Origin of the sequence: Bradyrhizobium sp. HKCCYLRH3059 (genome assembly GCF_051168035.1) — a bacterium.
In the GTDB taxonomy this organism is placed as follows: domain Bacteria; phylum Pseudomonadota; class Alphaproteobacteria; order Rhizobiales; family Xanthobacteraceae; genus Bradyrhizobium.
On record NZ_JBNPUF010000005.1, the window covers coordinates 374,773 to 397,901 of the forward strand.

Below are 23,129 nucleotides of genomic sequence, written 5' to 3' on the forward strand. Positions count from 1 at the left end.
GTGTAGCGATGACCCGCGGACCTGTCAGTGCTCGTATGCGATCGTCGAGCCGCGGATGATGAGCTCCGGCGCCAGGACGATGTGGTCGGTCGCTGCCTCGCGCCCGGCAAGGCGGTCGAGCAGCAGCCGCGCCGCGGCTTCCCCCATGTCGCGCTGGGCGATCCGCACCGTGGTCAGCGGCGGCGCGACCATGTCGACGAACGGCATGTCGTTGTGGCCGACCACGGAGATATCACCGGGGCAGGTCAGGCCGCGCGCGGCGATCGCGTCATAGACGCCGAGCGCCAGTAGATCATTGGCGGCGACGATTGCGGTCGGGCGCGTCCGCCGCGCGAGCAGGCGCAGCGCAGCCTCGCGACCCGCCGCCCGCGTATAGGCTTCGACGGCTTCGACCGGCGCATGGCGGGCGGACAGTCCCGCGACCCTGATGCTGGCCTCGAAGCCGGCGCGGCGGTGCGCGCCGGTCGAGACGTGCTGCGGGCCCGCGACGTGACCGATGCGGCGGTGGCCGAGCGCGACGAGATGCTGGACGGCGAGACGCATGCCGGCGGCATCGTCGCTGGCTGCCGAGGGCAGGAGTCCGGCGGCATCGACGCGATTGACCAGCACCACCGGCAGCGCCGCGTCCAGGCAGTGCTTCACGACATCGTCGCGCAAGCTCACCGTCGCCAGCACCAGACCGTCGACGCCGCGGGCAATCAGCCGGTCGACCAGATCCTGCTCCGAGCCCTTGCTGCCGACGTCGACGACGATCGTCGCATAGCCCTCGGCGTTGAGACGATCGGCGATGCCGGACAGCACGGGCGGGAAGCCGGGATCGGCGATATCGGGCGCGAGCACACCGATCAGGCCGCTGCGCCCGGTTCGCAGGCCCTTGGCGGCCATGTTCAGCCGATAGCCGAGCGCGTTGGCGGCGGCCTGGATCCGCTCCACGACATCGCCCGCCACCAGATGCTTCATGGCCGGGCTGAGCGCGCGCGACACCGTGGAGGGATGCACGTCGCAGCGCGCGGCGACGTCCTTGATCGTCGGGCGTGAGGACGCCGTTGCGCGCGGGCTCCTTGTCGATGGCGACGTCCGTTTCATCTCCGCTCCCCGATGCCGCAGCGCAACGACGTTTTGATCGCGCGGTACCTTGACACATTTTGCGTGCGTGCAATAAATCCGGCTCTGCAATCGATTGCAATAGCACAATGGGAAACGCCCACATGACAGCTAGCGCGCTGAAGCCGCATCTGGTCAGCCCGGAGCATCTCGATCCGCATTGGCGCTGGGGGCGGGCGATTCCGTCGCATGGCCATGTCTCGGTGGATTTCGAGCGCCGCGTCGATTTCGACAGGTTGCGGCGCTACCGACTGGCGCGGGCGCGCGTGGCGCTGAAGGCGTCGGGCTATGGTGCGCTGCTGCTGTTCGACGTCAACAACATTCGCTACGTGTCCGGCACCAAGATCGGCGAATGGGAGCGCGACAAGCTGTGCCGTTTCGCGCTGCTGGCCGGCGACGGCGAGCCGATCGTGTGGGATTTCGGTTCGGCAGCCGTCCACCATCGTCTGTTCTGCGACTGGCTGGCGCCGGAGAACTGCCGCGCCGGCATGCTCGGCATGCGCGGCACCGTGCCGCCGGCGGTCGGACTGATGAAGGCGCATGCCGAGGAGGTGATGAGCCTGTTGCGGTCGGCCGGCGTTGCCGACATGCCGGTCGGCGTCGACCTCGCCGAGACCGCGATGTTCTTCGAGCTGCAGAAGGCCGGCATGAAGGTGGTCGACGGCCAGCAGGTCATGCTGGACGCGCGCGAGATCAAGAACATCGACGAGATCATGCTGTTGAATCAGGCCGCGGCCATGGTCGACGGTGTCTATCATTCGATCTACGAACACCTGAAGCCGGGCGTGCGTGAGAACGACATCGTCGCGCTCGCCAACAAGATGCTCTACGAGATGGGGTCCGACGACGTCGAGGCGATCAACGCCATCTCCGGCGAGCGCTGCAATCCGCATCCGCACAATTTCACCGACCGCATCCTGCGCCCGGGCGACCAGGCGTTCTTCGACATCCTGCAGTCCTATCAGGGCTACCGGACCTGCTACTACCGCACCTTCAACGTCGGCCGCGCCACGCCGGCGCAGCACGACGCCTACAAGCAGTGCCGCGAATGGCTCGACAATGCGATCGCGCTGATCAAGCCGGGCGTCTCGACCGACACCGTCGCCAAGGTCTGGCCTAAGGCCGAGGAGTTCGGCTTTCCCTCGGAGATGGCCGCCTTCGGCCTGCAGTTCGGCCACGGCCTCGGGCTCGCGCTGCATGAGCGTCCGATCATCTCGCGGCTGGTCTCGCTGGACAATCCGATGGAGATCAAGACCGGCATGGTGTTCGCGCTCGAGACCTACTGTCCGGCGACCGACGGCTTCTCGGCCGCGCGGATCGAGGAGGAGGTGGTGGTCACCGACAAGGGCTGCCAGGTGATCACGCTGTTCCCGGCCGAGGAACTGCCGATCGCCAACCGCTATTGAGCGAACGGACGGTGCGACAAGGAGAGTGGTCTTCGTGTTTTCGTCATTGCGGGCGAAGCGACTTGTCCGCCGTAGCTCGAAGAGCGAAGGCGGAAGCAATCCAGGGCGGATCCGTGACTCTGGATTGCTTCGTCGCTTCGCTTCTCGCAATGACGGAGACTGTGATCAGTAGGACGAGGAGACGACAATGACCACGACGCATTCGCTCGGCTGGATCGGCATGGGGCGCATGGGCTATCCCATGGCCGAGCGCCTGCTCAAGGCCGGCCACAAGGTGTCGATCTACAATCGCACTCGCGCCAAGGCCGAGCCGCTGGCGGCGAAAGGGGGCGTCATCGTCGATCATCCCCGCGATCTCGCCGCGTGCGACATCGTGTTCACGATGGTGTCGACGGGCAAGGATCTCGAGCAGGTCTATTTCGGCGACAACGGCCTGGTGGCTGCCAGTTCTGGATCGCGTCCCCGGATCCTGGTGGACTGCTCCTCGATCGGCATCGAGCAGTCGGAGGCGATCGCCGCCAGGCTCGTTCGACTGGGCTGTGAGTTCGTGCGCGCGCCGGTGTCCGGCAACGGCAAATGCGTCAAGGCCGGCAAGCTGTCGTCGGTCGTCTCCGGCCCCCGGAGCGCATTCGAGGTGATCGAGCCGTATCTGGCGAAGATCGCCGTCTCCGGCGTGTCCTATGTCGGCGAGGGCGAGCTCGCGCGCATCTGCAAGATCGCGCACAACGTCTTCCTCGGCGTCGTGATCCAGAACCTCGCCGAGATCACCATCCTGGCGCAGAAGGCCGGCGTGCCGCGCCATGCCTTCCTGAACTTCATGAACGCCAGCGTCATGGGCTCGACCTTCACGAAGTACAAGAGCAACGCGCTGGTCAATCTCGACTGGACCACGACCTTCACGCCGCCGCTGTTGCGCAAGGATCTCGATCTCGGCCTGTCGGCGGCGCGCCAGCTCGACGTCGCGATGCCGGTGACGGCCGCGACGCGCGAGGCATTGCAGGCCCATGTCGGCGCGGCCTCGCTGCAGGCCGATCCTGCCGCCTATCTGGAGAAGGATTTTGCAGCGCTGCTGGAGACCGTGGCGCTGGCGGCGGGCGTCAAGCTGGCGCCGGAGAACGTGCCGATGCCGACCGGTCTGGAGACCGAGGGATAATCCGGCTCAGCTCGCGGTCAGCGCCCGCCAGCGGGTGTCGCGCGCGGAGGGGCGGCGGTGCAGGCGGGCATCGAGCAGGTCTCGCGCCTGAGCCAGCGCGCCGCTGCGGATCAGCGCCAGGATGTAGGTGTCCTCGATCACCTCGCGCTGGGCGTGGCTGCCACCGACGCGGGGGAGATCGCCGATGACGGGCGCAAGCTCGCGCGCGCATCCGCGCCAATTGTCATCGGCGAACGCACGCAGCGCCCGCAACATGTGCGGCACGATGCGCCCGGCCGGCAGCCTGCCCTCGGCCTGCCGCCGCTCGATCGCGGCAAGGCGTCCCTTGAGCGCGGCGCTGTCATGCGTCGCTGCCGCGATCATCACCAGATGCATCTCGGCGAAGGCGAGGGTCGAACCCGTGAAGCGCGTGCTCGCATAGGCCGCCGTGTCGGCCCATGCGTTGGGCGGCACCGGTTGCTCGTCAGCCATCAGCCGCCACAGCAGCGAGGCGCAGTCGGACAGGGTGTTGAGCGGCGGCGCCGAGTCCATCGTCGGCACCAGCACGTCGGTATAGACCGCCAGCGCCTTGTCGGCATCGCCCCGGTCCAGCGCGCCGAGCGCCTGGTGCCAGCAGATATGGCCATGCAGCATTCCCGTGCGGTCATAGTCGCCGATCCACCCCTCGACGAGCGCATCGGCCTCGTCCACCGCGCCGTCCTCGAACATCGCATGCAGCAGCGCATGCACGGCATATGCGTTGTGCCGGCGCAGCGCGAAGCTGCGCTCGGTGACGGCGCGGCCCTTCGCCAACTCGCCGGCCTCGGTCAGGGCCCAGCCATGGTTGGACATGAACCACCAGTCCTCGCCATAATCAGCGGCGAAGCGGTCGCAGAGGTCGCGGCGGGCGGCATCGTGATCGGCGCGGCCGGAGAAGGCGAGCAGGCCGAAAGCGCCGAGCGGGAGCGCCATGATCATGGCGTCCCGCGGCCAGTTCGCCAGATGCGCCAGGGTCGATGTCAGCGCGTCGGTGCCGCGTCCCTCGATGGCGAGCACCAGGGTCGCGACATGGCTCTGCTCGCGCGGGGTGCCGCGCTTGGCAGCGAGATCGCGGGCGCGTGCGATGGTCTGCAGCGCCGCCTCGCGCTGCATGTAGATCGCGTGGATGCGAGCACGCGCCGCATGCGCCAGCGCGAACTCCGGATCGAGCATGATCGCCCGCTCGAACGCGTCAATGGCCCCGGGCCAGAATGCGAGCAGCAGATCCATGCCCTCGCGATAGGCTGCGGCCGCGTCAGTGGAGGCGGTCGACAGTGGCAGGCCGTAGCGATCCTCCTCCATCTTTAGCCCACCCGCGGCCTGCGGCCCTCGATCGGATAGGCCGGATCGTTGTAGCCCGGCGTCGAGGCGTGACCGGTCACGACCAGCCGGTCGATCAGCGCCTCGTCGTCGGCGGCAAAGGGATAGTCGAGCGCGCGGATGTAGTCGTCCCATTGCGCCTCAGTGCGCGGACCCGCGATCACGGAGCTGATGAAGGCGGAGTTGAGCACCCAGGACACGGCGAACTGTCCCGGCGTGAAGCCCTTCGTCTCGGCGTGACGCTTGATCTCCTGCGCCAGCTTCAACGACTCGGGGCGCCACTCGGTCTGCATCATTCGCGTATCGTTGCGGCCGGCGCGGGTGTCCATGTCCGGCGGCGCATCGGGGCTGTACTTTCCGGTGAGCACGCCGCGCGCCAGCGGGCTGTAGGGCACGACGCCGAGGCCGTAATAGCCGCAGGCCGGCAGGTGCTCGACCTCGGGCATCCGGTTCATCGCATTGTAGTAGGGCTGGCTGACGACAGGGCGGTCGATGCCGATGGCGTCGCAGAGATTGCAGATCTCGGCGAGCCGCCAGGCGCGGTAGTTGGAGACGCCGAAATAGCGGATCTTGCCGCCACGCAGGAGATCGCCGATCGCGCGCACGGTTTCCTCGAGCGGCGTCGCGTGATCTTCCTTGTGCAGGTAGTAGATGTCGATGTGCCCGGTGCCGAGCCGCCGCAGGCTTTCGTCCGCGGCCTGCAGCACCCAGCGCCGCGACAGGCCGGCGCGGTTGGGATCGTCGCCCATCGGGTTGGCGAGCTTGGTGGCGACGATCCAGCGGTCGCGCTCGCGCGCGATGGCGCGGCCGACCACCTCTTCCGAGACGCCCTTATTGTAGGCATCCGCGGTGTCGATGAAGTTGATGCCGGCGTCGCGCGCCTTGGCGATGATGCGGGCGGATGCCGGCTCGTCGGTGGGACCGCCGAACATCATCGTGCCCAGGCAGATCGGCGACACTTTCAGGCCGGAACGGCCGAGCTGGCGATAGTCCATTGATGCCTCATTCTTGCCACACGCGCGCATGGGTTTGATAGGACGATAAACCCATCAACGCGTCATTGCGAGCGCAGCGACGTGTCCGCCGAAGCCCTTGGGGCGTAGGCGGAAGCAATCCAGAGTCCTTTCCGCCACCCTGGATTGCTTCGTCGCTGCGCTCCTCGCAATGACGGCGGAGCGAGTGACCCCTATTCGCTCTTCAAGATCTTGAACACGCCCGAGGCCATCGCGATCACGCGAGGTCCGGCCCTGACCTCGGTGGTGATGAACACCAGGCTGCGGGTGATCCGCACCACATGCGGCCGCGACACCAGGATCTCGCCGATCTTGCCGGACTCGACGAAATGCGTGTCGAACTGGATCGTCGCCATGTGCTCCTTGCCCGCGGCGTAGCGGGCCGTCATGCCGCAACTGCGGTCGGCCAGCGTCATGATCACGCCGCCCTGGACCAGGCCGCGGCGGTTGTGGTGCTTGTCCTCGGTGACGATGGCGTACTCGTGGACACCGCCGACGACCCGCTGCCACAGCGGGCCGATCAGATGCAGGAAACCGGAGGTGTCGACGATCTCCCAGCCGTCGGACATCATCCTGGCCGCGGCCGATCTCGTCATCGCTGAAGACCCTTCCCGTTGTGGCCCGAGCCGGCCTGGAGGTCGTTTCATCTGTCGCCGGCCTGGTGTAGTCAAGCTGCATGCCGATGCCGTTCGACGATGCCACCAGGCGGAAAATCGCAAGCTGCTGCGCGGGCTTCGTGCGGCTGGAGGCGACTGCGGCCGCGGCCTCGCTGAAGCGCGCGGCGGTGGTGATCGCGCTGGCCCCCCACCACGAGACCGGCAACACGGCGCTGCTGCTCACTCTGCGTGCCGCAGGGCTGCGTAGCCATGGCGGGCAATGGGCGCTGCCGGGCGGACGCTGCGACGCCGGTGAAACCCCGGTCGAGGCCGCCTTGCGCGAGCTCGCAGAGGAGCTCGGGCTGATCCTGGCGCCGGATGCGGTGTTGGGCCTGCTCGACGACTATCCGACACGGTCGGGCTATCTGATTACCCCGGTCGTGGTATGGGCGGCCGATGGCCGCACGCTGCGGCCGAATCCGGACGAGGTCTCCTCGGTGCATCGGATCGGCCTGGATGCGATCACGGCGGACGACGCGTTCGACTTCACCGTGATCCCCGAGAGCACGCGGCGCGTGGTCCGCTTTCACGCCCGCGAGGGCCTCATTCACGCGCCGACCGCAGCGCTGATCTATCAGTTCCGCGAGGTGCTGTCCGGCCGCGACACCCGGGTGCATGAGCTGGAACAACCGGTGTTTGCCTGGAAGTAGCCGCCGTTTCGGCTACAAGGGGCGGCATGCTTCATCAGCCGATTCGCACGCTTGTCCTGATTCTCGCCTGCGCCGTTCCGGGCGCGCCGCCGTTGCTGGCCGGGGAACCCGCGCCAGTCGCAGCTCCGCGCGATGCCTTGGCCCAGATCGCCTCGCCCGCCGCGATCGCGGAGTACCAGCGCAGGCTCGCCGAATATCAGCAGGCGCGTGCGGAGTTCGATCGGGAGGCGGGCGCCTATTGGAAGGCGATCGCCGACAAGCGCCGTGCGCGCAATGCCAAACGCCGCGACCGCCAGCCGATCGGGCTCGACGACTACGTGCTGGAGCAGCCGCCGGTCTACACGGGGCCGAAGCGGCCGGTGAACCCCGAGCCGGAACCTGAGGGCGAGCCGCGCGAGCGCAAGTACATCCCCGTGGTCGCCGACCTCGTGAAGGCGGCACAGGAGCATTTCCAATGGTCGCCGCAGCGCCCCGCCAACGACATCGATTTCAAGCGCGCCTATGCGCGCTTCGCCGCGGCGTCGGGACTGACGCGCGAGCAGGCGGTGCGCGTCTATGCCTTCGAGACCGGCGGCAACGGCAAGCACGACTCGCAATCGGGCTTCAAGGGTAACCGCGCGATCTCGACCGCGATCGGCTACAATCAGCTCTTGACCACCAACAGCGTCGAGCTGCTGGCCGAGCAGGGGCCGCTGTTCATCCGCCTGCTCGGCGAACGCGTGGCCCGGACGTCCGGCCCGGCACGCGGCCCGATGGAGCACAAGCTCGCGGTCCTGAAGAAGATGGTCGCGATTGCGCGCTCCGTGCCGGATGACTGGTCGGCGCATGAGAAGATCGGCAACACGCCGCAAGGCTGGGCCATGCATGCGATGGTGCTCGACATCGATGTCGGGCCGATGCTGCAGACCCACAAGCTCTTGACCTCGGTCCTGTTCGCACGCGCCAAGGGCTACACGCGGCCGCTCTCGGCTGCCGAGCTCGAGATGATGAATCTCACCGGCGACGGCACGGGCTTCGACATGGTGACGATGCCCCTCGAGATGCGCGAGCAGGTTCCGACCGCCAATTTCTTCCAGCGCGGCGGCTACGAGCGCAATCCGGTCGCCATTCGCCACAACACCGTGGCGAAGCTGCTGGCGGTGACGGATTCCAGGATGGACTCGCTCAGCAGCCTGCCCGGCGCCAAGGAACTGGCGGCCGCATTCTGAGGCTGCGCTCGCACGCCCTTACTCATCCGCGCCGAACGAGAAGCTGCCGTCGCCGTCGAGATAGGGCGCCGTCCGCATGTAGAGCTGACCGTTCTGGCCGACGAAGAACAGCGTGCCCTTCGGCACCTTCTTGGCGCCCTTGAGCAGCATGTCGGCGTTCTTGGTGCCCATCTTGTAGGCGAGCGTCTGGCCATCCTTGCCATAGGCGTAGCCCATGTCGGGCTTCAGCTCCCACGGCTCCGGCGGTGCCGCGCGCGCCGCGCTGGTCAGTGCACCCAGCGCACCGAGGGCGATCAGGGCTTTCAGAACCGAGCTCTTCATGTCCTCCTCCAATCGATGTCGTATCGAACAAATCACGAACGCTGAGGAGGCGTCAACGTCGCCTCGTCGCAGTGCAGTGATCGTTGGGCGGATTTTCCATTCGCCGATCTCGCGATTATCCTGCAGCGTGGTTTAGAAACATAGGCCAAGAAAACGATTTGGGGATGATTCGGATGAGCCTCGTCACGAAGATCGGTTGGGTTGCGGCGTTGTCGCTGGTGACATTGGCATCCGCCCGGGCCGACGACTTCAAGCTGTCCAACAACCAGCGCATCGCCTGCAGCCGCGGTCTTTCCGCCGGCAAGCTCAATACGGCCGTCTGCAAGTCCTACGCCTACCTCTTCAACGTGAAGACCTCGGAATATTTCCGCTGCCAGGTCTCACTGTCGCTGACCCGGGACAACAAGGAAGTCATCAACGTCCAGACCGACGGCGGCTGCACCAGGAAGCCGCGCGTGTTCGACACCGATTCCAAATATGAGTTCGACGCCACCGAGACCGAGCCGGCGAACACCAACTCCTTCTTCGGCAATGGCGGCTATTCGATCTGGGTGGCGGATACGACCCAGCAGAAGGTGCGTGGCTGCATGACGATCTCGTCCGGGCTCGGCTCGGACATCTCCAAGTGCCTCGACATGACGTTCCAATGACCGGCGGCCTTGCGAGCGAGGCGACCCGCCCCTCTGGGCTGCACCTGCGGTTCAAGCTGGTGCTACCGTCAATGTAAGATTGAACGCGGGGCGCATCGGTCCCGGCCTCGCGCCGTGGGAGCGGGGGAGGCTGGTGCGCCAGTCTTTCGGATGGGTTGACCCCGCGCCCACAGCCGTCCAATTTGCGGCAAAATCAATGGGAGGATCCATGCGTTTTTCGAAAATCTCTGGCACTGCAACCGGTTTCATTCTGGCAGCCGCCTGCCTGCTCGCGGCGCCAGCGGCGCAGGCGCAGAGCTTCATCAACGTGCTCACCGGCGGCACGTCGGGCGTCTACTATCCGCTCGGTGTCGCGATCGGGAAGATCTACGGCGACAAGATCCCCAATGTGAAAACCCAGGTGCAGGCGACCAAGGCCTCCGTCGAGAACCTGATCCTGCTGCAGCAGGGACGCGGCGAGCTCGCCTTCGCGCTCGGCGACTCCCTGAAGGCCGCCTGGAACGGCGAGGAGGAGGCCGGCTTCAAATCCAAGCTGGACAAGCTGCGCACGATCGGCGCGATCTATCCGAACTACATCCAGATCGTCGCGACGGCCGAGTCCGGCATCAAGACGTTGGCGGATCTCAAGGGCAAGAGCCTGTCGGTCGGCGCGCCGAAGTCCGGCACCGAGCTCAACTCGCGCGCGATCCTCGCGGCCGCCGGCATGAGCTACAAGGATCTCGGCAAGGTGGAGTATCTGCCGTTCGCCGAATCCGTCGACCTGATGAAGAACCGGCAGCTCGGCGCCACCTTGCAGTCGGCTGGCCTCGGCGTCGCATCGTTGAAGGATCTGTCGACCTCGTCGCCGATCACCGTGGTGTCGGTGCCGAAGGAGGTCGTCGACAAGATCGGCCCTCCGTTCGTCGCGGCGACCATCCCGGCCAACACCTATGCCGGCCAGGACAAGGACGTGCCGACCGCGGCCGTGATCAACTATCTCGTCACCAGCTCGGCGGTATCCGACGATCTCGCCTATCAGATGACCAAGCTGATCTTCGAGTCGCTGCCGGAACTCGCCAATGCGCACGCCGCCGGCAAGGAGATCAAGCTGGAGACGGCGGCGCAGGGCAGCCCGGTGCCGCTGCATCCGGGCGCGATCCGCTACTACAAGGAAAAGGGCATCCTGAAATAAGGGCGCTGCTCGCCCCGCCTGACTTGCAGGCCGGGTCGTTTGCAACCGGCTGCGCGGGAAACCTTCCGCGCAGTCTTGTCGTTCAGGTGATTGCGGCCATGGTCAGCAGCGCCTGATGGGCGCGTGGGGGGGGATCATGACGATCGAAGCCGTTAACATGGAAACGCCGGTCAAGGTCGAGTTCGACAATTTCGAGCACGGCTTTCCGGAGGGCTTCGGTCCCGGCCGCTGGGGCTACCTGGCCTACGGCATCGGCCTCGCCTTCGCGCTGTTCCAGCTTTATGTCGCCGCCTTCAACTATCTGCCGAGCCAGGTCGTGCGCGGCGTCCATGTCGGCTTCCTGCTGCTCTTGACCTTTGGCCTGATCGGCAACTTCACGGCCAGGACCGATGCGGGGCGCATCGCCGGCTGGACCGTCGGCGCCATCGGCTTTCTCTGCGGCCTCTATCAATGGATTTTCTATGCCGACCTGATCGCACGCGACGGCGATCCGACGCGCACCGATCTCGTGGTCGGAACCCTGCTGGCGGTACTGATCTTCGAGGGCACGCGCCGGCTGATGGGACTCGCGCTGCCGCTGATGTGCGGCGCCTGCCTGTTGTACTGGTTCTTCGGCCAGTATCTGCCGGCGCCGCTCAACCATCGCGGCTATGATTTCGATCAGATCGTCACGCATCTGTCGTTCGGTACCGAGGGCTTCTATGGCGTGCCGATCTACGTCTCGGCGACCTACATCTTCCTGTTCATCCTGTTCGGCTCGTTCCTCGAGCATGCCGGCATGATCCAGCTGTTCACCGACGTCTCGCTCGGCCTGTTCGGCCGCACCCGCGGCGGTCCTGCCAAGGTCGCGGTGTTCGCCTCCGGCATGATGGGCACGATCTCCGGCTCGGGCGTCGCCAATGTCGTCACTGTCGGCCAGTTCACGATTCCGCTGATGATCCGGTTCGGCTATCGCCGCGCCTTCGCGGCCGGCGTCGAAGCCACCGCGTCGATGGGCGGACAGATCATGCCGCCCGTGATGGGCGCGGTCGCCTTCATCATGGCCGAAACTCTGGGCGTGGACTACTCGGTCGTCGTCAAGGCCGCCGTGATCCCGGCGATCCTGTATTTCGCCTCGGCGTTCTGGATGGTGCACCTGGAGGCCGGCAAGCACGGCCTGACCGGCATGAAGCCGTCGGAGATCCCGAGCGCCTGGAAGGCGCTGGTGGCGCGCTGGTATCTCGTGCTGCCGCTCGCCGCGCTGGTCTACATGCTGTTCGAGGGGTTCACGCCGCTGTATGCGGGCTCGATGGGACTCGCGCTAACAGTGGCGCTGATCCTGGGCACCTCGATCACCATGGGCTTCTCCAACCAGGTGCTGCGCTACATCTTCTGGATCGGGCTGGCGCTCGTCGTCGGCGCGCTGTCGCGCAACGGCCTGCAGATCATTCCCGTCGCCTCCGTCGTCGTCGCGCTCATCGTCATCACCGGCTTCGTGCGCGGCGGCATGGGCACCTTGCACGCCTGCCGCGATTCCCTGGCCGAAAGCGCGAAGTCGGCGCTGACCGTCGGCATGGCCTGCGCCATCGTCGGCGTCATCATCGGCATGATGACACAGACCGGTGTCGGCTCGATCTTCGGAAGCTGGGTGATCGGCCTCGGCAAGACCAGCCTGTTCGCGGCGCTGATCATGACCATGCTGCTGTCGATCCTGCTCGGCACCGGCATCCCGACCATCCCGACCTACATCATCACCGCGGCACTGGCGGCCCCCGCGCTTGCCAAGCTGGGCGTGCCCCTGATCGCGAGCCACATGTTCGCGTTCTACTACGGCATCATGGCCGACCTTTCGCCACCGGTCGCGCTCGCCGCGCTGGCGGCCGCTCCGATCGCCAAGGAGAATCCCGACAAGATCGGCTGGGAGGCGATGCGGATCGCGCTCGCCGGCTACGTCATTCCGTTCCTGTTCGTCTACTCGCCCGCGCTGATGCTGCAGCCGGGTGACCCGATGGAGGTGCAACTCGGCTTCATCGGCGCGGTGGCGTATGCCTCCGTCAAGGCGCTGATCTCGATCGGCCTGTTCGGCATGGTCGCGATCGGCTTCCTGTACGTGCGCATGACCCTGGTCGAGCGCCTGCTGGCGTTTATCGCGTCGGTCTGCCTGCTCGGCGAATTTCCCTACAGTGACGTGCTGGGCTTCGCGCTGGCGGTGGTGATCGTGGCGTGGCAGTGGCGGCAGCGGCCGCCGGCTGCCGTGGCGGCCTCCGCTTGAGCCTCTGCCTCGCCTCATCAGGTGTGGTGAAGGCGCTGACCCTCGCCAGCTTCACTTTGGCCTGGACCCATTCGGTCGAGAAGACCGCGTGGCAGGAGGACTGGCGCGTCACGCCTGACGGTCTCGAACTGGTGCAGGCGCGCGTCAAGGGCTCCGGCGCGGGCATGGAGCCGCCGCCGGAGGCGCGGCTGGTCGACGGCTGGTTCCAGTGGCAGACCCAGCGGGGGCCGCTGTCGCGGATCGTGCTCGCCAATTCCGGCGCGGCCGGCGAGTGGCGCATCTGCGCGGACGGGCAATGCCGGACGCTGTCGGACATCTTCGGCCATGACATCGGCGCAGCGACCATCACGATGAGCGCCTGTACCGAATAACGAATAAGCGACGGGAGAACGCGATGGATCGTCTCAGGGGCAAGGTGGCGCTGGTGGTCGGTGCGGGCTCGATCGGGCCGGGCTGGGGCAACGGCAAGGCCACGGCCGTGACCTTTGCGCGGCAGGGCGCCAAGGTGTTCTGCGTCGACCGCAACAAGGACGCCGCCGCGGAGACCGCCTCGATCATTTCAGGCGAAGGCGGGCAGGCCGAGGCGTTCACCGCCGACGTCTCGAAGGCCGTCGAGGTCGAGGCGATGGTGAAGGCCTGTGTGGCGGCCTATGGCCGCATCGACGTGCTCGACAACAATGTCGGCATCGCCGAGATGGGCAGCGTCGTCGATGTCGAGGAGGCCGAGTGGGATCGCGTGTTCGCGGTCAACCTCAAGAGCGCCTATCTCGCCATGAAGCACGTCATTCCGGTGATGATCGGGCAGGGCGGCGGCTCCATCATCAACATCTCCTCTGTCGCCTCGATCCGCCAGGTCGGCATCTCCTATGTCAGCTATGGCGCCAGCAAGGCGGCGATGAACCAGATGACGCGCACGACCGCGGTCGAGTTCGCGCCGAAGCACGTCCGCGTCAATGCGATCCTGCCCGGGCTGATGAAGACGCCGATGGTCGAGCACTCCGCGGGGCTGGCCGCGAGCTACGCCAAGGGCGATGTCGAGGAGATGTGGCGCAAGCGTGATGCGCAGGTGCCGATGGGGCATATGGGCGACGCCTTCGACGTCGCCAATGCCGCCTTGTTCCTCGCCTCCGACGAGTCGCGCTATGTCACCGGCACCATGCTGGTGGTGGATGGCGGGCTGACCTGCAGGAGCTAACTCTCTCTGCGTCATTGCGAGCGAAGCGAAGCAATCCAGCGCCGAGCAAGGACTCTGGATTGCTTCGTCGCCTGCGGCTCCTCGCAATGACGAGCGATACACTGCGCGATTATTGCGCCATTGCCAGCATGCTGCCGCCGATCGCGTGCCACGCCGACGTCACGCTGATCGGCCAGTTCAAAAGCTTCACGGCGATCAGCGCGAGTCCGCCATAGACGTAGACCGGGTGGACGCGTCCGAACGTGCGGCGGTCGTGGATGATCGCGACGACGAGCAGCAGGTAGGCGACGAAGGCCGGCGGGATCGTCACGAACACCGGTGGCGGGCCGAGCGGGCCGGGGGGCGCCAGAAATGTCAGGAACCAGCGCGCCACGGCGGCGTCCAGCAGCGAGACGCCGGCGAGCAGCATCAGCCGCTTGTGCGTTTCCGGCCGCCGCAGATGGACAATCGCGAGCGCGAAGACCACGGCAAAGAAGGCGATGCCGCTGAGCGGCACGATCGCAAAGGCGATGCCCTCGTTTGACTGCCCGATCGCGGCCGAACGCTTCATCGCCTCGATGGCAACGAGGAAGCCGAAGATCGTCATCGCCGTGGCGAGCGATACGCCGAAGATGCCGAGCGAGCGGTGCCACGCCGTGCGTCCGGATGCGGCAAGCCAGCTCTGCAGCACGAAATACAGGGTCCAGGTGAAGAACAGGAAGCCGTGGAAATGAATCACGGGCGCGCCGGAGAATGAGCCGCGGGCCAGTGGCAGCCAGTAGGTCGGTGCGAAGCCGATGATCGCAATGGCCATACAGGCCAGCGCCATGTTGAAATAGAAATAGCGCGCAGGGGACGCAACGACGCCGCGTGCGCGCGAATTGTCGGTCAGAATAGTCATGCGGTTGTGTCTGCGGAGATCGCAACAGGTTCAAATGGCGACGAAGGCTTCGCCGGTGCGCATCCACAACATCTCGAGGGGAATGCGCGGAACGATCACGCGCATTTTGGTCGGGGCCGCAATCCGCTCGCGGGCGGCGGTTCGCAAGGGTCGCCTTCTCCAGGAAAGGGACTGTCGCACCGCTGCTGCCGCTGTATAGTTGCAGTGCCGGCGGCGATTGCGCCCCCCGCGCGCCGTGCCGGATCGTCCACGACCTGACAGAGCCATCTGCCTTGACCGCATTCGTCTCCTCATGGGCTGCCACCGATCGCCGGGATGGGGTGCTGCGCCTGGCTGCGCTGGTCACGCTCGGATGGCTGGTCTCGACCCAGGCCCATGCGGTCGGCGCGGCCGACCCCGGCAAGGAGCCGGCGGTGGATGCCGGTGCCTGCATGACGGCCTCGGAGGCGCACGATGGCGACAAGGTGCTCACCGAATGCGGCGCCGTGATCGACAATCCCAAGGCCGCGAGGACCGATCGCATCAACGCACTGATCGCGCGCGCCTCGATCTTCATCACCAGGGGTGAGATCGATCGCGCCATCGCCGATTACGGCGTGGCCTTGCAGCTCAACCCGACGCTCGCCAGCATCTTCAACGCGCGCGGCGAACTGCATCGCAAGAAGGGCGACCGCCCGAAGGCGCTGGCCGATTTCGCCGCGGCGCTGCGGCTCAATCCGGATCACGCCAGCGCCCGCAGCAACTACCACGCACTCGCCGTGGAGCTCGAGCGCATGGGAGCGCAGATGGCCGTCGCGGGCCGGCCGAGCTTCAATTGCGCCACGGCGCGGCGCGCCGTGGAGAAGGCGATCTGCGCCGATCCGGAGCTCGCCAATCTCGATCGCGAGATCGACGGCGCGCAGGCCCGCGTCGTTCGCGAGGCGGCCGGCCCCGCCGCAGCCCGCGCCCTGCAGCGCGAGCAGGACGCGTTCATCGCGCGGCGCAACGCCGGCTTTGGCAAGCCCGGCTACGATCTCAAGAAGGCGATGCAGGACCGCCTGCGGCGGCTGAACGGCGTCGACGGCTATTGACCATCGGCGTGGCCGCTTGAACCGGGGTCCGGCCGGAGACGACAACGGGGGAGATCAGCGTCTCACCCGCAACAGTCGAAATTCGAGCCGAGTCCATGCCGATGCACGCTTTCATTCGTTCGATTTCATCCCGCTCATCTTACCTCGCGCTGGGTCTTGCAGCCGGTCTTGTCCTTGGCCTCGGGGCCCAGCCTGCATTCGCCGCAGACTCCGAATGCGCATTGGGCAGCAAGGCGCCCCCGTCCGAGCTCATCACCGCCTGCTCGACCGTAATCGAGCAGGCATCGGGTTATCCGAAGGATCAATCCATCGCCCTGGTCGCCCGCGCCGACGCCCGTGCGCGGACCTCGGGCGGCCTGACCCAGGCCCTGAAGGACCTCGACCGTGCCATCGCGCTCGACGGCAAGAATGCGCGCGCCTATCGGCTGCGTGGCGACCTGATGCGCGAAGCCGGTGGCGATGCCGGCAAGGCGGCGGCCGATCTGAGCATGGCGATCTCGCTCGATTCGAATGACGCCGAAGCCTATGAGCTGCGTGGCGTTGTCTATACCGAGCAGCGCCGTCTTGATCGCGCTCTGGCCGACTACGACCAGGCGATCCGGCTGAAGCCCGACTACGCGCAGGCCTTTGCCGACCGCGGCGTCGCCTTCTACCTGCGCGGCGACAACGAGAAGGCCGTGCGCGACTATGACGAGGCGATCCGGCTCGACCCGAAACGGCCGCGCACATTCACCAACCGTGCCGCGGCCTACAAGAAGCTCGGCCAGATGGACAAGGCGCTGGCCGATGACGATGAGGCGATCCGGCGCGATCCGAAGGTGTCGGAATATTACGACAATCGTGGCCTCACCTACGCCGCCATGAAGGAGTACGACAAGGCGATCGCCGATTATGATCAGGCGATCAGGATGGAGCAGCGGGCAAATTTCTTCACCAACCGCGGCGATTCCCATCAGTTCAAGGGCGAGCTCGGCGCGGCGCTCAGCGACTACGACGCCGCGCTGCGGCTCGATCCGAATTTCGCGCTCGCCTACAACAACCGGGCGGTGCTGTACAAGAAGATGGGCGAGCGCGCCAAGGCGCTGGCCGACTACGAGGCCGCGCTGCGGCTGGATCCCGGCAACGACAATGCCATCGCCGGCCGGCGCGTCATGCTGGCCGAGATCAAGAAGTTCGGCGCCGAGCCGCCGCGTCCGTTGAACGCGCCGTCAGAGCGAAGCGGTCCGTCGTTCGATTGCGCCACGGCCGCGCGCGAGGTCGAGAAGGTCATCTGCGCCGACCCGCAGCTCTCGGTGCTCGATCTCGGCATTTCCGAAAGCTATGCCCGGCGCTTGAAGTCCTCCCGCGGCCGCGCCGCTGCCGAGCTGCGCGGAACGCAGCGTGACTTCATCGCGGAGCGCAATGCCCGGTTCGGCAAGCCCGGCTACGACCTTCGTCTAGCCCTGCAGCGTCGCCTGGATACCCTCCGCGATGGAGCGCATTGATCCGGCCCGGAAAATGGGCGAACGTCCGGGCCTGCCTGATCTGGATCAATTCATGACGGCTTGAACTGTCGCTTTGTCCCGTGACAATACTCGGGAATAAACACAGATCTTGGGGAAACGTCATGAGCGCTGCGAGCCGCTATCACGAGGTCCATGCACGGTCGCTGCAGGACCCGGAAGGGTTCTGGGCCGAGGCCGCCCGCGCGATCGACTGGATCGAGCCGGCCAAGACCATCTTCGATCCCGCGATGGGCGCCTACGGCCGCTGGTTTGCGGGGGCCGTCGTCAATACCTGCTACAACGCGCTCGACCGCCACGTCGCCGCCGGCCGCGGCGATCAACTGGCGCTGATCCACGATTCGCCGCTCACCAGCTCGGTCACGAAGCTCACCTATGCCGAGATGCTGAAGGAGGTGCAGACGCTCGCCGCGATCATGCAGGATTTCGGCGTTGGCAAGGGCGACCGCGTCATCCTGTATATGCCCATGGTGCCCGAGGCGATGGTCGCGATGCTGGCCTGCGCGCGCATCGGCGCGGTGCATTCGGTGGTGTTCGGCGGCTTCGCGGCCAAGGAGCTCGCGACCCGCATCGACGACGCCACGCCGAAGCTCGTGCTGTCGGCGAGCTGCGGCATCGAGCCCGGCCGCATCGTGCAATACAAGCCGCTGCTCGATCAGGCGATCGAGCTCGCCGACAACAGGCCCAAGGCCTGCATCGTCCTGCAGCGTCCCGAGCATGTCTGCGAGCTGAAGCCCGGCCGCGATTACGACTGGGCGGCGCTGCGCAAGTCTGCGCTCGCCAATGGCAAGCTGGCGCCGTGCGTGCCGGTGCTGGCGACCGATCCGCTCTACATCCTCTATACCTCCGGCACGACCGGCAAGCCGAAGGGCGTGGTGCGCGACAATGGCGGGCACCTCGTCGCGCTGAAATGGTCGATGGAGAATCTCTACGGCATCAAGCCGGGTGAGGTCTGGTGGTGCGCCTCCGACATCGGCTGGGTGGTTGGCCACAGCTACATCATCTACGGCCCGCTGATCCATGGCGCGACCTCGGTGATGTACGAGGGCAAGCCGGTCGGAACGCCCGATGCCGGCGCGTTCTGGCGCGTCATCAGCGATCATAAGGCGGTCGCTCTGTTTACCGCGCCCACGGCATTCCGCGCCATCCGCAAGGAGGATCCGGAAGGTACTTTCTTGCGCAAATACGATCTATCGCATTTCCGCACCCTGTTCCTGGCCGGCGAGCGCGCCGATCCGCCGACGGTGGAATGGGCCGAGCAGCAATTGAAGGTGCCGGTGATCGATCATTGGTGGCAGACCGAAACCGGCTGGTGCATCGCCGGCAATCCGGTCGGCCTTGGCCTGTTGCCCGTGAAGCACGGCTCGCCGACGGTGCCGATGCCGGGCTACCAGGTCGACATCGTCGACGAGGCCGCCAAGCCGGTGCCCGCCAACACCATGGGCTCGATCGTGATCAAGCTGCCAATGCCGCCCGGCTGCCTGCCGACCCTGTGGCAGCAGGAGGACCGCTTCAAGGAATCCTATCTCAGCGAATTCCCCGGCTACTACAAGACCTCAGACGCCGGCTACAAGGATGAGGACGGCTATGTCTTCGTGATGGGCCGCACCGACGACATCATCAATGTCGCCGGCCACAGGCTGTCGACCGGCGGCATGGAAGAGATATTGGCCTCGCATCCCGACGTCGCGGAATGCGCCGTGCTCGGCATCAAGGATGCGATCAAGGGCGAGGTGCCGTGCGGCTTCATCGTGCTCAAGGCCGGTGTCTCGCGCAGCCCGTCGCAGATCGAAAAGGAGATCGTGGCGCTGGTACGCGACAAGCTCGGACCGGTCGCTGCGTTCAAGCTCGCCATCACCGTCGGCCGGTTGCCGAAGACGCGCTCCGGCAAGATCCTGCGCGGCACGATCAAGAAGATCGCCGACGGCGAGCAATGGAGCATGCCGGCCACGATCGAGGATCCCAAGGTGCTCGAAGAAATCGGCGAGGCGCTGAAGAGCCGCGTCTGACACGCCGCCGCTGAAAGGTGACCCGGGCTTGACCCGGGCGCCCATTCTCGTCAAGCAACGGCGTCAGACCAGCCCGATTGACGAGAATGGAACGTTCGATGCGACAGACCTCCGCCTGCCTGGCCCTGGTGCTGATGGCCGTATTTTCGCTCTCGGCCTGCGCCTCCCGCAACCAGGGTCCGGCGGTGGCGCTCGGCAATGACGACGATGATGCGGTCTGTCAGGCCGGTGGCAAGGTCGCGCCGGGCTCCGCCGAATATGTCGCCTGCCGCAAGGACCGCGACGTGCAGCGGCAGCGCGCCGAGGCACGTGCCGACCGCCGGCAGCGCGATCTCGGCGAATACATGATGAACCACCCCGACCGGCCCTGAGCGCCACTGCAAGCGCCTCTCATGGCGCGTGACTTCGATGCAACAGTTGCGTGACATCGGCGCTGCAACAATGCCGATTGATTGAGATCAAATCCAACTCCATGGCGTCCCTGCCACATCTGTGACCGCAAGGCGCGGCCGTGCCCGCGCAGATGTTGCTCAAGGGTGGCTATGGGGATCTCGATGAACAGGATGTTGAAACTCTCGTCGTCGCTGCTGGTGCTGGCGGCGATCTGCGGAGCCATGGGCTCGGCGCAAGCGGCCGACCTGCAGGCGGCGCCGGTCTACACCAAGGCGCCGGTGGTCGAGGCGTGGAATCCGTGGATGCTTCGTGTGCGCGCGCTCGGCGTGCTGCCGGATGCTGGCGGCTCCACCGTGAACGTGACCGGCGTGCCGGCGCTGTCGTCGCCGAACTCCGGCCTGTCGATCTCCAACTCGGTCGTGCCCGAGCTCGACATCAGCTACTTCTTCACCAAGAACATCGCGGCCGAGCTGATCCTCGGCGTCACCCGGCATTCCATCGGCGGCACCGGCTCGCTCGACGGCCTCAACATGGGCAAGGCCTGGCTGCTGCCGCCGACGCTGACCCTGCAATATCACTTCACCGATTTCGGCGCGTTCAAGCCGTATGTCGGCGCGGGTGTGAACTACACGGTCTTCTTCAACCAGAGCGCCGCGAACCAGGTGTGGAACGGTCTTGCCGTCACCAACCTGCACATCTCCAACCAGTGGGGCGCCGCGGTCCAGTTCGGCTTCGACTACATGCTCGACAGGCACTGGGGCCTGAACGTCGACGTCAAGAAGCTGTGGCTGCAGCCGAACTACTCGGCGACCGTCAACGGCGCAATTCCGGTCACCGGCCGCGCCAACATCGATCCGTGGCTGGTCGGCGTCGGCGTCACCTACAAGTTCTGATTTTTTCAGTTCCTCCCAAGACTGTCATGGCGCCGGCATTCCCGGCGCCATTTTTTTTGGACTGTTTGCGGGTCGCGAAGCTCGGGCTCGGGCCTGTAAAACAGGCGTCGTCCCGGCCTTGAGCCGGGGCCCATACGCCGCAGCGGGAGTGAGGAAAGACGCGCTGAGTTACAGCCAGCTTGGGCCGTCACGCAATCCTGTGGTTATGGGTCCCTGCGTTCGCAGGGACGACACCGATGGTGGGGCAGTCGCGGGTGAATTGACCCGAGGACAGGAGGTGCCCGTCCTACTCCTCCTCGTCGTCCTGCTTCTTGCCGCCGATGGTCTTGAGCTTGGCGAACACGGCGTCGACGTTGAGATCGTCCTCATCGCGGCCCGCCGGCTCGTACTCGTCCTTGCGCGTGGTCTCGGAGGCCGGGAGCAGGGTGGCGCCGCTGAAATTGGCGTCGAGCGGCTTTTCCTTGGCGGCACGCTGGACCTCGAAGTCGAGCTCGATCTGCGAGCACAGGCCGAGCGTCACCGGATCCATCGGCGTCAGTGTCTGCGCGTTCCAATGGGTGCGGTCGCGCACGCTCGCGATCGTGGTCTTGGTGGTGCCGACCAGGCGCATGATCTGGGCGTCCTTGAGCTCGGGATGGTTCCGCACCAGCCAGAGAATGGCGCTCGGGCGCTCGTGGCGGCGCGAGACCGGGGTGTAGCGGGGGCCCTTGCGCTTGGGCTGCGGCGGCAGCACCACCTTGCTCTCCTGCAGCCGGAGCCGGTAATTCGGGTCGCGCTCGGCCTTCTCGATCTCCTCGCGGGTGAGCTGCCCGGTCGAGATCGGATCCATGCCCTTGATGCCCTGGGCGGCGTCCCCGTCGGCAATGGCGCGCACCTCCAGCGGGTGCATCTTGGTGAAATCGGCGACCTGGTCGAAGGTCAAGGCGGTATTGTCGACCAGCCACACGGCAGTTGCCTTCGGCATCAGCGGGGCGTTGCTCATGGCAAATCTCCTTTGTGCTCCGCCCCGGCCCTGGAGGCGAAACCTGCGGTCATCGGCGATGACGGGAATTGGCCCTATATAAGCCGTCCCGGGGGCAGGGCGCAATGGCCTGGAGAAAACGGCCTTGACAGCGCTCGAAAGCAGTCCCAAGTCCTACCCAAACGAGTGTCAGACCCAAGTTCTTCGCGTATCGACCGCCCCCGCTTGCCGGCCCGGGGGTCCGTGGTCGCCGAAACCAGCCCGCATAGATCAGCTCAGACCAGCCCCATGGCAGCCAAACCAGACCTCAAAATCGTGCTTTGCTCGCCGCGCGGCTTCTGCGCCGGCGTGGTGCGCGCCATCGACACCGTGGAACGGGCGCTCGCCATCTATGGCGCCCCGGTCTATGTCCGACACGAGATCGTGCACAACAAATACGTCGTCGACAGCCTGAAGACCAAGGGCGCCATCTTCGTCGAGGAACTGGCGGAGATTCCCGACAGTACCAATGCACCGGTGGTGTTCTCGGCCCATGGCGTGCCGAAATCGGTTCCGGCCGAGGCCCAGGCGCGCAACTTCTTCTCCCTGGACGCGACCTGCCCGCTGGTGACCAAGGTCCACCGCGAGGCGGCGATCCACTTCAAGCGCGGCCGCGAGATCCTGCTGATCGGCCATTCGCACCATCCGGAGGTGGTCGGCACCGTCGGCCAGCTTCCGGCCGGCGCCGTGACGCTGATCGAGACCGCCGAGGACGCGGCGACCTTCACCCCGAAAGACCCCAACAACCTCGCTTTCGTCACCCAGACCACGCTGTCGATCGACGACACCAAGGATATCGTCGCGATCCTCAAGGGCCGTTTCCCGAACATCTCGGGCCCGCACAAGGAAGACATCTGTTACGCCACCACCAACCGCCAGCTGGCGGTCAAGAAGGTGGCCCCGGTGGTCGATGCGCTGATCGTGGTCGGTGCGCCGAACTCGTCGAACTCGCAGCGCCTGCGCGAGGTCGCCGAGCGCGAGGGCTGCCCGATTGCCGTGCTGGCGCAGCGCGCCTCGGACATCGACTGGGCGCGCTTCGAGGGCATCAAGAGCCTCGGCATCACAGCCGGCGCCTCGGCGCCGGAGGTGATCGTCGAGGAGATCATGGGCGCCTTTGCCGAGCGCTACGTGCTCCATGTCGAGACGGTCTCTGCGGCGGAAGAGAACGAATTCTTCCCGCTGCCGCGCTCGCTCCGGCCGGAAGCGGCAGCCGAGTAAGTCGGCCGGTTCTTTTCCGCCCTCGGCGGCCTCTCGGCCTTGAACCCG

The 23,129-nt window shown here is 66.2% G+C and carries 22 protein-coding genes; 15 read left to right on the forward strand and 7 right to left on the reverse strand.

Annotation, left to right across the window (positions count from 1 at the left end):
- Window positions 1–24 precede the first annotated feature (24 nt).
- Window positions 25–1,086 (reverse strand): LacI family DNA-binding transcriptional regulator, encoded by a 1,062-nt coding sequence (locus ACQR13_RS18240; protein ID WP_315751400.1) that lies wholly within the window; start codon window positions 1,084–1,086, stop codon window positions 25–27.
- Window positions 1,087–1,208: 122 nt separating this feature from the next.
- Between ACQR13_RS18240 and ACQR13_RS18245 the strand changes: the two genes are divergently transcribed.
- Together ACQR13_RS18245 and ACQR13_RS18250 are read left to right on the forward strand one after the other, a co-directional pair.
- Entirely contained in the window at window positions 1,209–2,510 is a 1,302-nt protein-coding gene (locus ACQR13_RS18245; RefSeq protein ID WP_434863054.1) for a M24 family metallopeptidase, read from the forward strand.
- 187 nt (window positions 2,511–2,697) lie between these two features.
- Window positions 2,698–3,663, forward strand: coding sequence for an NAD(P)-dependent oxidoreductase (locus ACQR13_RS18250; RefSeq protein ID WP_434863055.1), 966 nt, complete (start codon window positions 2,698–2,700; stop codon window positions 3,661–3,663).
- A gap of 6 nt (window positions 3,664–3,669) precedes the next feature.
- On the opposite strand, the gene ACQR13_RS18255 is transcribed toward ACQR13_RS18250, so the two are convergent.
- The 3 genes from ACQR13_RS18255 to ACQR13_RS18265 form a co-directional block, all read right to left on the reverse strand.
- Window positions 3,670–4,983: a tetratricopeptide repeat protein gene (locus ACQR13_RS18255; protein ID WP_434863056.1), complete on the reverse strand. Its 1,314-nt coding sequence runs from the start codon at window positions 4,981–4,983 to the stop codon at window positions 3,670–3,672.
- Between the two features lie 2 nt (window positions 4,984–4,985).
- Complete coding sequence (locus ACQR13_RS18260) at window positions 4,986–5,996, reverse strand: aldo/keto reductase (RefSeq protein ID WP_434863057.1); 1,011 nt, start codon at window positions 5,994–5,996, stop codon at window positions 4,986–4,988.
- Between the two features lie 191 nt (window positions 5,997–6,187).
- Window positions 6,188–6,610 carry a PaaI family thioesterase gene (locus tag ACQR13_RS18265; RefSeq protein WP_434863058.1) on the reverse strand — a complete coding sequence of 141 codons (423 nt, stop codon included), beginning with the start codon at window positions 6,608–6,610 and terminating at the stop codon, window positions 6,188–6,190.
- 80 nt (window positions 6,611–6,690) lie between these two features.
- Here ACQR13_RS18265 and ACQR13_RS18270 point away from each other — a divergent pair, with 80 nt between their 5' ends.
- Both ACQR13_RS18270 and ACQR13_RS18275 read left to right on the forward strand, forming a co-directional pair.
- Window positions 6,691–7,320 (forward strand): NUDIX hydrolase, encoded by a 630-nt coding sequence (locus ACQR13_RS18270; RefSeq protein WP_434863059.1) that lies wholly within the window; start codon window positions 6,691–6,693, stop codon window positions 7,318–7,320.
- Between the two features lie 26 nt (window positions 7,321–7,346).
- Window positions 7,347–8,528: a hypothetical protein gene (locus tag ACQR13_RS18275; protein ID WP_434863060.1), complete on the forward strand. Its 1,182-nt coding sequence runs from the start codon at window positions 7,347–7,349 to the stop codon at window positions 8,526–8,528.
- Window positions 8,529–8,546: 18 nt separating this feature from the next.
- Here the strand turns inward: ACQR13_RS18275 and ACQR13_RS18280 are convergent, their stop codons facing one another.
- Window positions 8,547–8,849, reverse strand: a complete 303-nt coding sequence (locus tag ACQR13_RS18280) for a hypothetical protein (protein WP_434863061.1) — start codon at window positions 8,847–8,849, stop codon at window positions 8,547–8,549.
- 173 nt (window positions 8,850–9,022) lie between these two features.
- Between ACQR13_RS18280 and ACQR13_RS18285 the strand changes: the two genes are divergently transcribed.
- The 5 genes from ACQR13_RS18285 to ACQR13_RS18305 all read left to right on the forward strand — a co-directional run bounded on the left by ACQR13_RS18285 (window position 9,023) and on the right by ACQR13_RS18305 (window position 14,116).
- A complete protein-coding gene (locus tag ACQR13_RS18285; protein ID WP_315716312.1) occupies window positions 9,023–9,499 on the forward strand; it encodes a hypothetical protein in 477 nt (158 codons plus the stop codon).
- 208 nt (window positions 9,500–9,707) lie between these two features.
- Window positions 9,708–10,670 carry a TAXI family TRAP transporter solute-binding subunit gene (locus ACQR13_RS18290; protein ID WP_434863062.1) on the forward strand — a complete coding sequence of 321 codons (963 nt, stop codon included), beginning with the start codon at window positions 9,708–9,710 and terminating at the stop codon, window positions 10,668–10,670.
- Between the two features lie 157 nt (window positions 10,671–10,827).
- Window positions 10,828–12,921, forward strand: coding sequence for a TRAP transporter permease (locus tag ACQR13_RS18295; RefSeq protein WP_434863108.1), 2,094 nt, complete (start codon window positions 10,828–10,830; stop codon window positions 12,919–12,921).
- Entirely contained in the window at window positions 12,918–13,292 is a 375-nt protein-coding gene (locus ACQR13_RS18300; RefSeq protein WP_434863063.1) for a DUF1850 domain-containing protein, read from the forward strand. Before ACQR13_RS18295 ends, ACQR13_RS18300 begins: the two co-directional genes overlap by 4 nt.
- Window positions 13,293–13,315: 23 nt before the next feature.
- Window positions 13,316–14,116 (forward strand): SDR family NAD(P)-dependent oxidoreductase, encoded by an 801-nt coding sequence (locus tag ACQR13_RS18305; protein WP_315716309.1) that lies wholly within the window; start codon window positions 13,316–13,318, stop codon window positions 14,114–14,116.
- 109 nt (window positions 14,117–14,225) lie between these two features.
- On the opposite strand, the gene ACQR13_RS18310 is transcribed toward ACQR13_RS18305, so the two are convergent.
- Window positions 14,226–14,996, reverse strand: a complete 771-nt coding sequence (locus ACQR13_RS18310) for a hypothetical protein (protein WP_434863064.1) — start codon at window positions 14,994–14,996, stop codon at window positions 14,226–14,228.
- A 320-nt stretch (window positions 14,997–15,316) separates the two neighbouring features.
- On the opposite strand from ACQR13_RS18310, the gene ACQR13_RS18315 reads away from it, so the two are divergent.
- From ACQR13_RS18315 to ACQR13_RS18335, 5 genes are all read left to right on the forward strand, one after another.
- Complete coding sequence (locus ACQR13_RS18315; protein WP_434863109.1) at window positions 15,317–16,066, forward strand: tetratricopeptide repeat protein; 750 nt, start codon at window positions 15,317–15,319, stop codon at window positions 16,064–16,066.
- Between the two features lie 101 nt (window positions 16,067–16,167).
- Window positions 16,168–17,550, forward strand: coding sequence for a tetratricopeptide repeat protein (locus ACQR13_RS18320; protein WP_434863110.1), 1,383 nt, complete (start codon window positions 16,168–16,170; stop codon window positions 17,548–17,550).
- A gap of 122 nt (window positions 17,551–17,672) precedes the next feature.
- Window positions 17,673–19,577 carry a propionyl-CoA synthetase gene (locus tag ACQR13_RS18325; protein WP_315751418.1) on the forward strand — a complete coding sequence of 635 codons (1,905 nt, stop codon included), beginning with the start codon at window positions 17,673–17,675 and terminating at the stop codon, window positions 19,575–19,577.
- Window positions 19,578–19,675: 98 nt separating this feature from the next.
- Window positions 19,676–19,948: a hypothetical protein gene (locus ACQR13_RS18330; protein ID WP_315751419.1), complete on the forward strand. Its 273-nt coding sequence runs from the start codon at window positions 19,676–19,678 to the stop codon at window positions 19,946–19,948.
- A gap of 183 nt (window positions 19,949–20,131) precedes the next feature.
- The gene (locus tag ACQR13_RS18335; RefSeq protein ID WP_315751420.1) at window positions 20,132–20,863 is read left to right on the forward strand and encodes an OmpW/AlkL family protein; all 732 of its coding nucleotides are present in this window, start codon (window positions 20,132–20,134) and stop codon (window positions 20,861–20,863) included.
- Window positions 20,864–21,149: 286 nt separating this feature from the next.
- On the opposite strand, the gene ACQR13_RS18340 is transcribed toward ACQR13_RS18335, so the two are convergent.
- Window positions 21,150–21,845 carry a DUF1013 domain-containing protein gene (locus tag ACQR13_RS18340; protein ID WP_434863065.1) on the reverse strand — a complete coding sequence of 232 codons (696 nt, stop codon included), beginning with the start codon at window positions 21,843–21,845 and terminating at the stop codon, window positions 21,150–21,152.
- A gap of 267 nt (window positions 21,846–22,112) precedes the next feature.
- Here ACQR13_RS18340 and ispH point away from each other — a divergent pair, with 267 nt between their 5' ends.
- Window positions 22,113–23,081 (forward strand): 4-hydroxy-3-methylbut-2-enyl diphosphate reductase, encoded by a 969-nt coding sequence (gene ispH, locus ACQR13_RS18345; protein ID WP_315716301.1) that lies wholly within the window; start codon window positions 22,113–22,115, stop codon window positions 23,079–23,081.
- Window positions 23,082–23,129: the final 48 nt, after the last annotated feature.

Excerpts from the sequence above, each read along its gene's own strand:
- ACQR13_RS18240 (WP_315751400.1), bottom strand. The coding sequence starts at position 1,086 with ATGAAACGGACGTCGCCATCGACAAGGAGCCCGCGCGCAACGGCGTCC.
- ACQR13_RS18245 (WP_434863054.1), top strand. The coding sequence starts at position 1,209 with ATGACAGCTAGCGCGCTGAAGCCGCATCTGGTCAGCCCGGAGCATCTC.
- ACQR13_RS18250 (WP_434863055.1), top strand. The coding sequence starts at position 2,698 with ATGACCACGACGCATTCGCTCGGCTGGATCGGCATGGGGCGCATGGGC.
- ACQR13_RS18255 (WP_434863056.1), bottom strand. The coding sequence starts at position 4,983 with ATGGAGGAGGATCGCTACGGCCTGCCACTGTCGACCGCCTCCACTGAC.
- ACQR13_RS18260 (WP_434863057.1), bottom strand. The coding sequence starts at position 5,996 with ATGGACTATCGCCAGCTCGGCCGTTCCGGCCTGAAAGTGTCGCCGATC.
- ACQR13_RS18265 (WP_434863058.1), bottom strand. The coding sequence starts at position 6,610 with ATGACGAGATCGGCCGCGGCCAGGATGATGTCCGACGGCTGGGAGATC.
- ACQR13_RS18270 (WP_434863059.1), top strand. The coding sequence starts at position 6,691 with ATGCCGATGCCGTTCGACGATGCCACCAGGCGGAAAATCGCAAGCTGC.
- ACQR13_RS18275 (WP_434863060.1), top strand. The coding sequence starts at position 7,347 with ATGCTTCATCAGCCGATTCGCACGCTTGTCCTGATTCTCGCCTGCGCC.
- ACQR13_RS18280 (WP_434863061.1), bottom strand. The coding sequence starts at position 8,849 with ATGAAGAGCTCGGTTCTGAAAGCCCTGATCGCCCTCGGTGCGCTGGGT.
- ACQR13_RS18285 (WP_315716312.1), top strand. The coding sequence starts at position 9,023 with ATGAGCCTCGTCACGAAGATCGGTTGGGTTGCGGCGTTGTCGCTGGTG.
- ACQR13_RS18290 (WP_434863062.1), top strand. The coding sequence starts at position 9,708 with ATGCGTTTTTCGAAAATCTCTGGCACTGCAACCGGTTTCATTCTGGCA.
- ACQR13_RS18295 (WP_434863108.1), top strand. The coding sequence starts at position 10,828 with ATGGAAACGCCGGTCAAGGTCGAGTTCGACAATTTCGAGCACGGCTTT.
- ACQR13_RS18305 (WP_315716309.1), top strand. The coding sequence starts at position 13,316 with ATGGATCGTCTCAGGGGCAAGGTGGCGCTGGTGGTCGGTGCGGGCTCG.
- ACQR13_RS18310 (WP_434863064.1), bottom strand. The coding sequence starts at position 14,996 with ATGACTATTCTGACCGACAATTCGCGCGCACGCGGCGTCGTTGCGTCC.
- ACQR13_RS18320 (WP_434863110.1), top strand. The coding sequence starts at position 16,168 with ATGCACGCTTTCATTCGTTCGATTTCATCCCGCTCATCTTACCTCGCG.
- ACQR13_RS18325 (WP_315751418.1), top strand. The coding sequence starts at position 17,673 with ATGAGCGCTGCGAGCCGCTATCACGAGGTCCATGCACGGTCGCTGCAG.
- ACQR13_RS18330 (WP_315751419.1), top strand. The coding sequence starts at position 19,676 with ATGCGACAGACCTCCGCCTGCCTGGCCCTGGTGCTGATGGCCGTATTT.
- ACQR13_RS18335 (WP_315751420.1), top strand. The coding sequence starts at position 20,132 with ATGAACAGGATGTTGAAACTCTCGTCGTCGCTGCTGGTGCTGGCGGCG.
- ACQR13_RS18340 (WP_434863065.1), bottom strand. The coding sequence starts at position 21,845 with ATGAGCAACGCCCCGCTGATGCCGAAGGCAACTGCCGTGTGGCTGGTC.
- ispH (WP_315716301.1), top strand. The coding sequence starts at position 22,113 with ATGGCAGCCAAACCAGACCTCAAAATCGTGCTTTGCTCGCCGCGCGGC.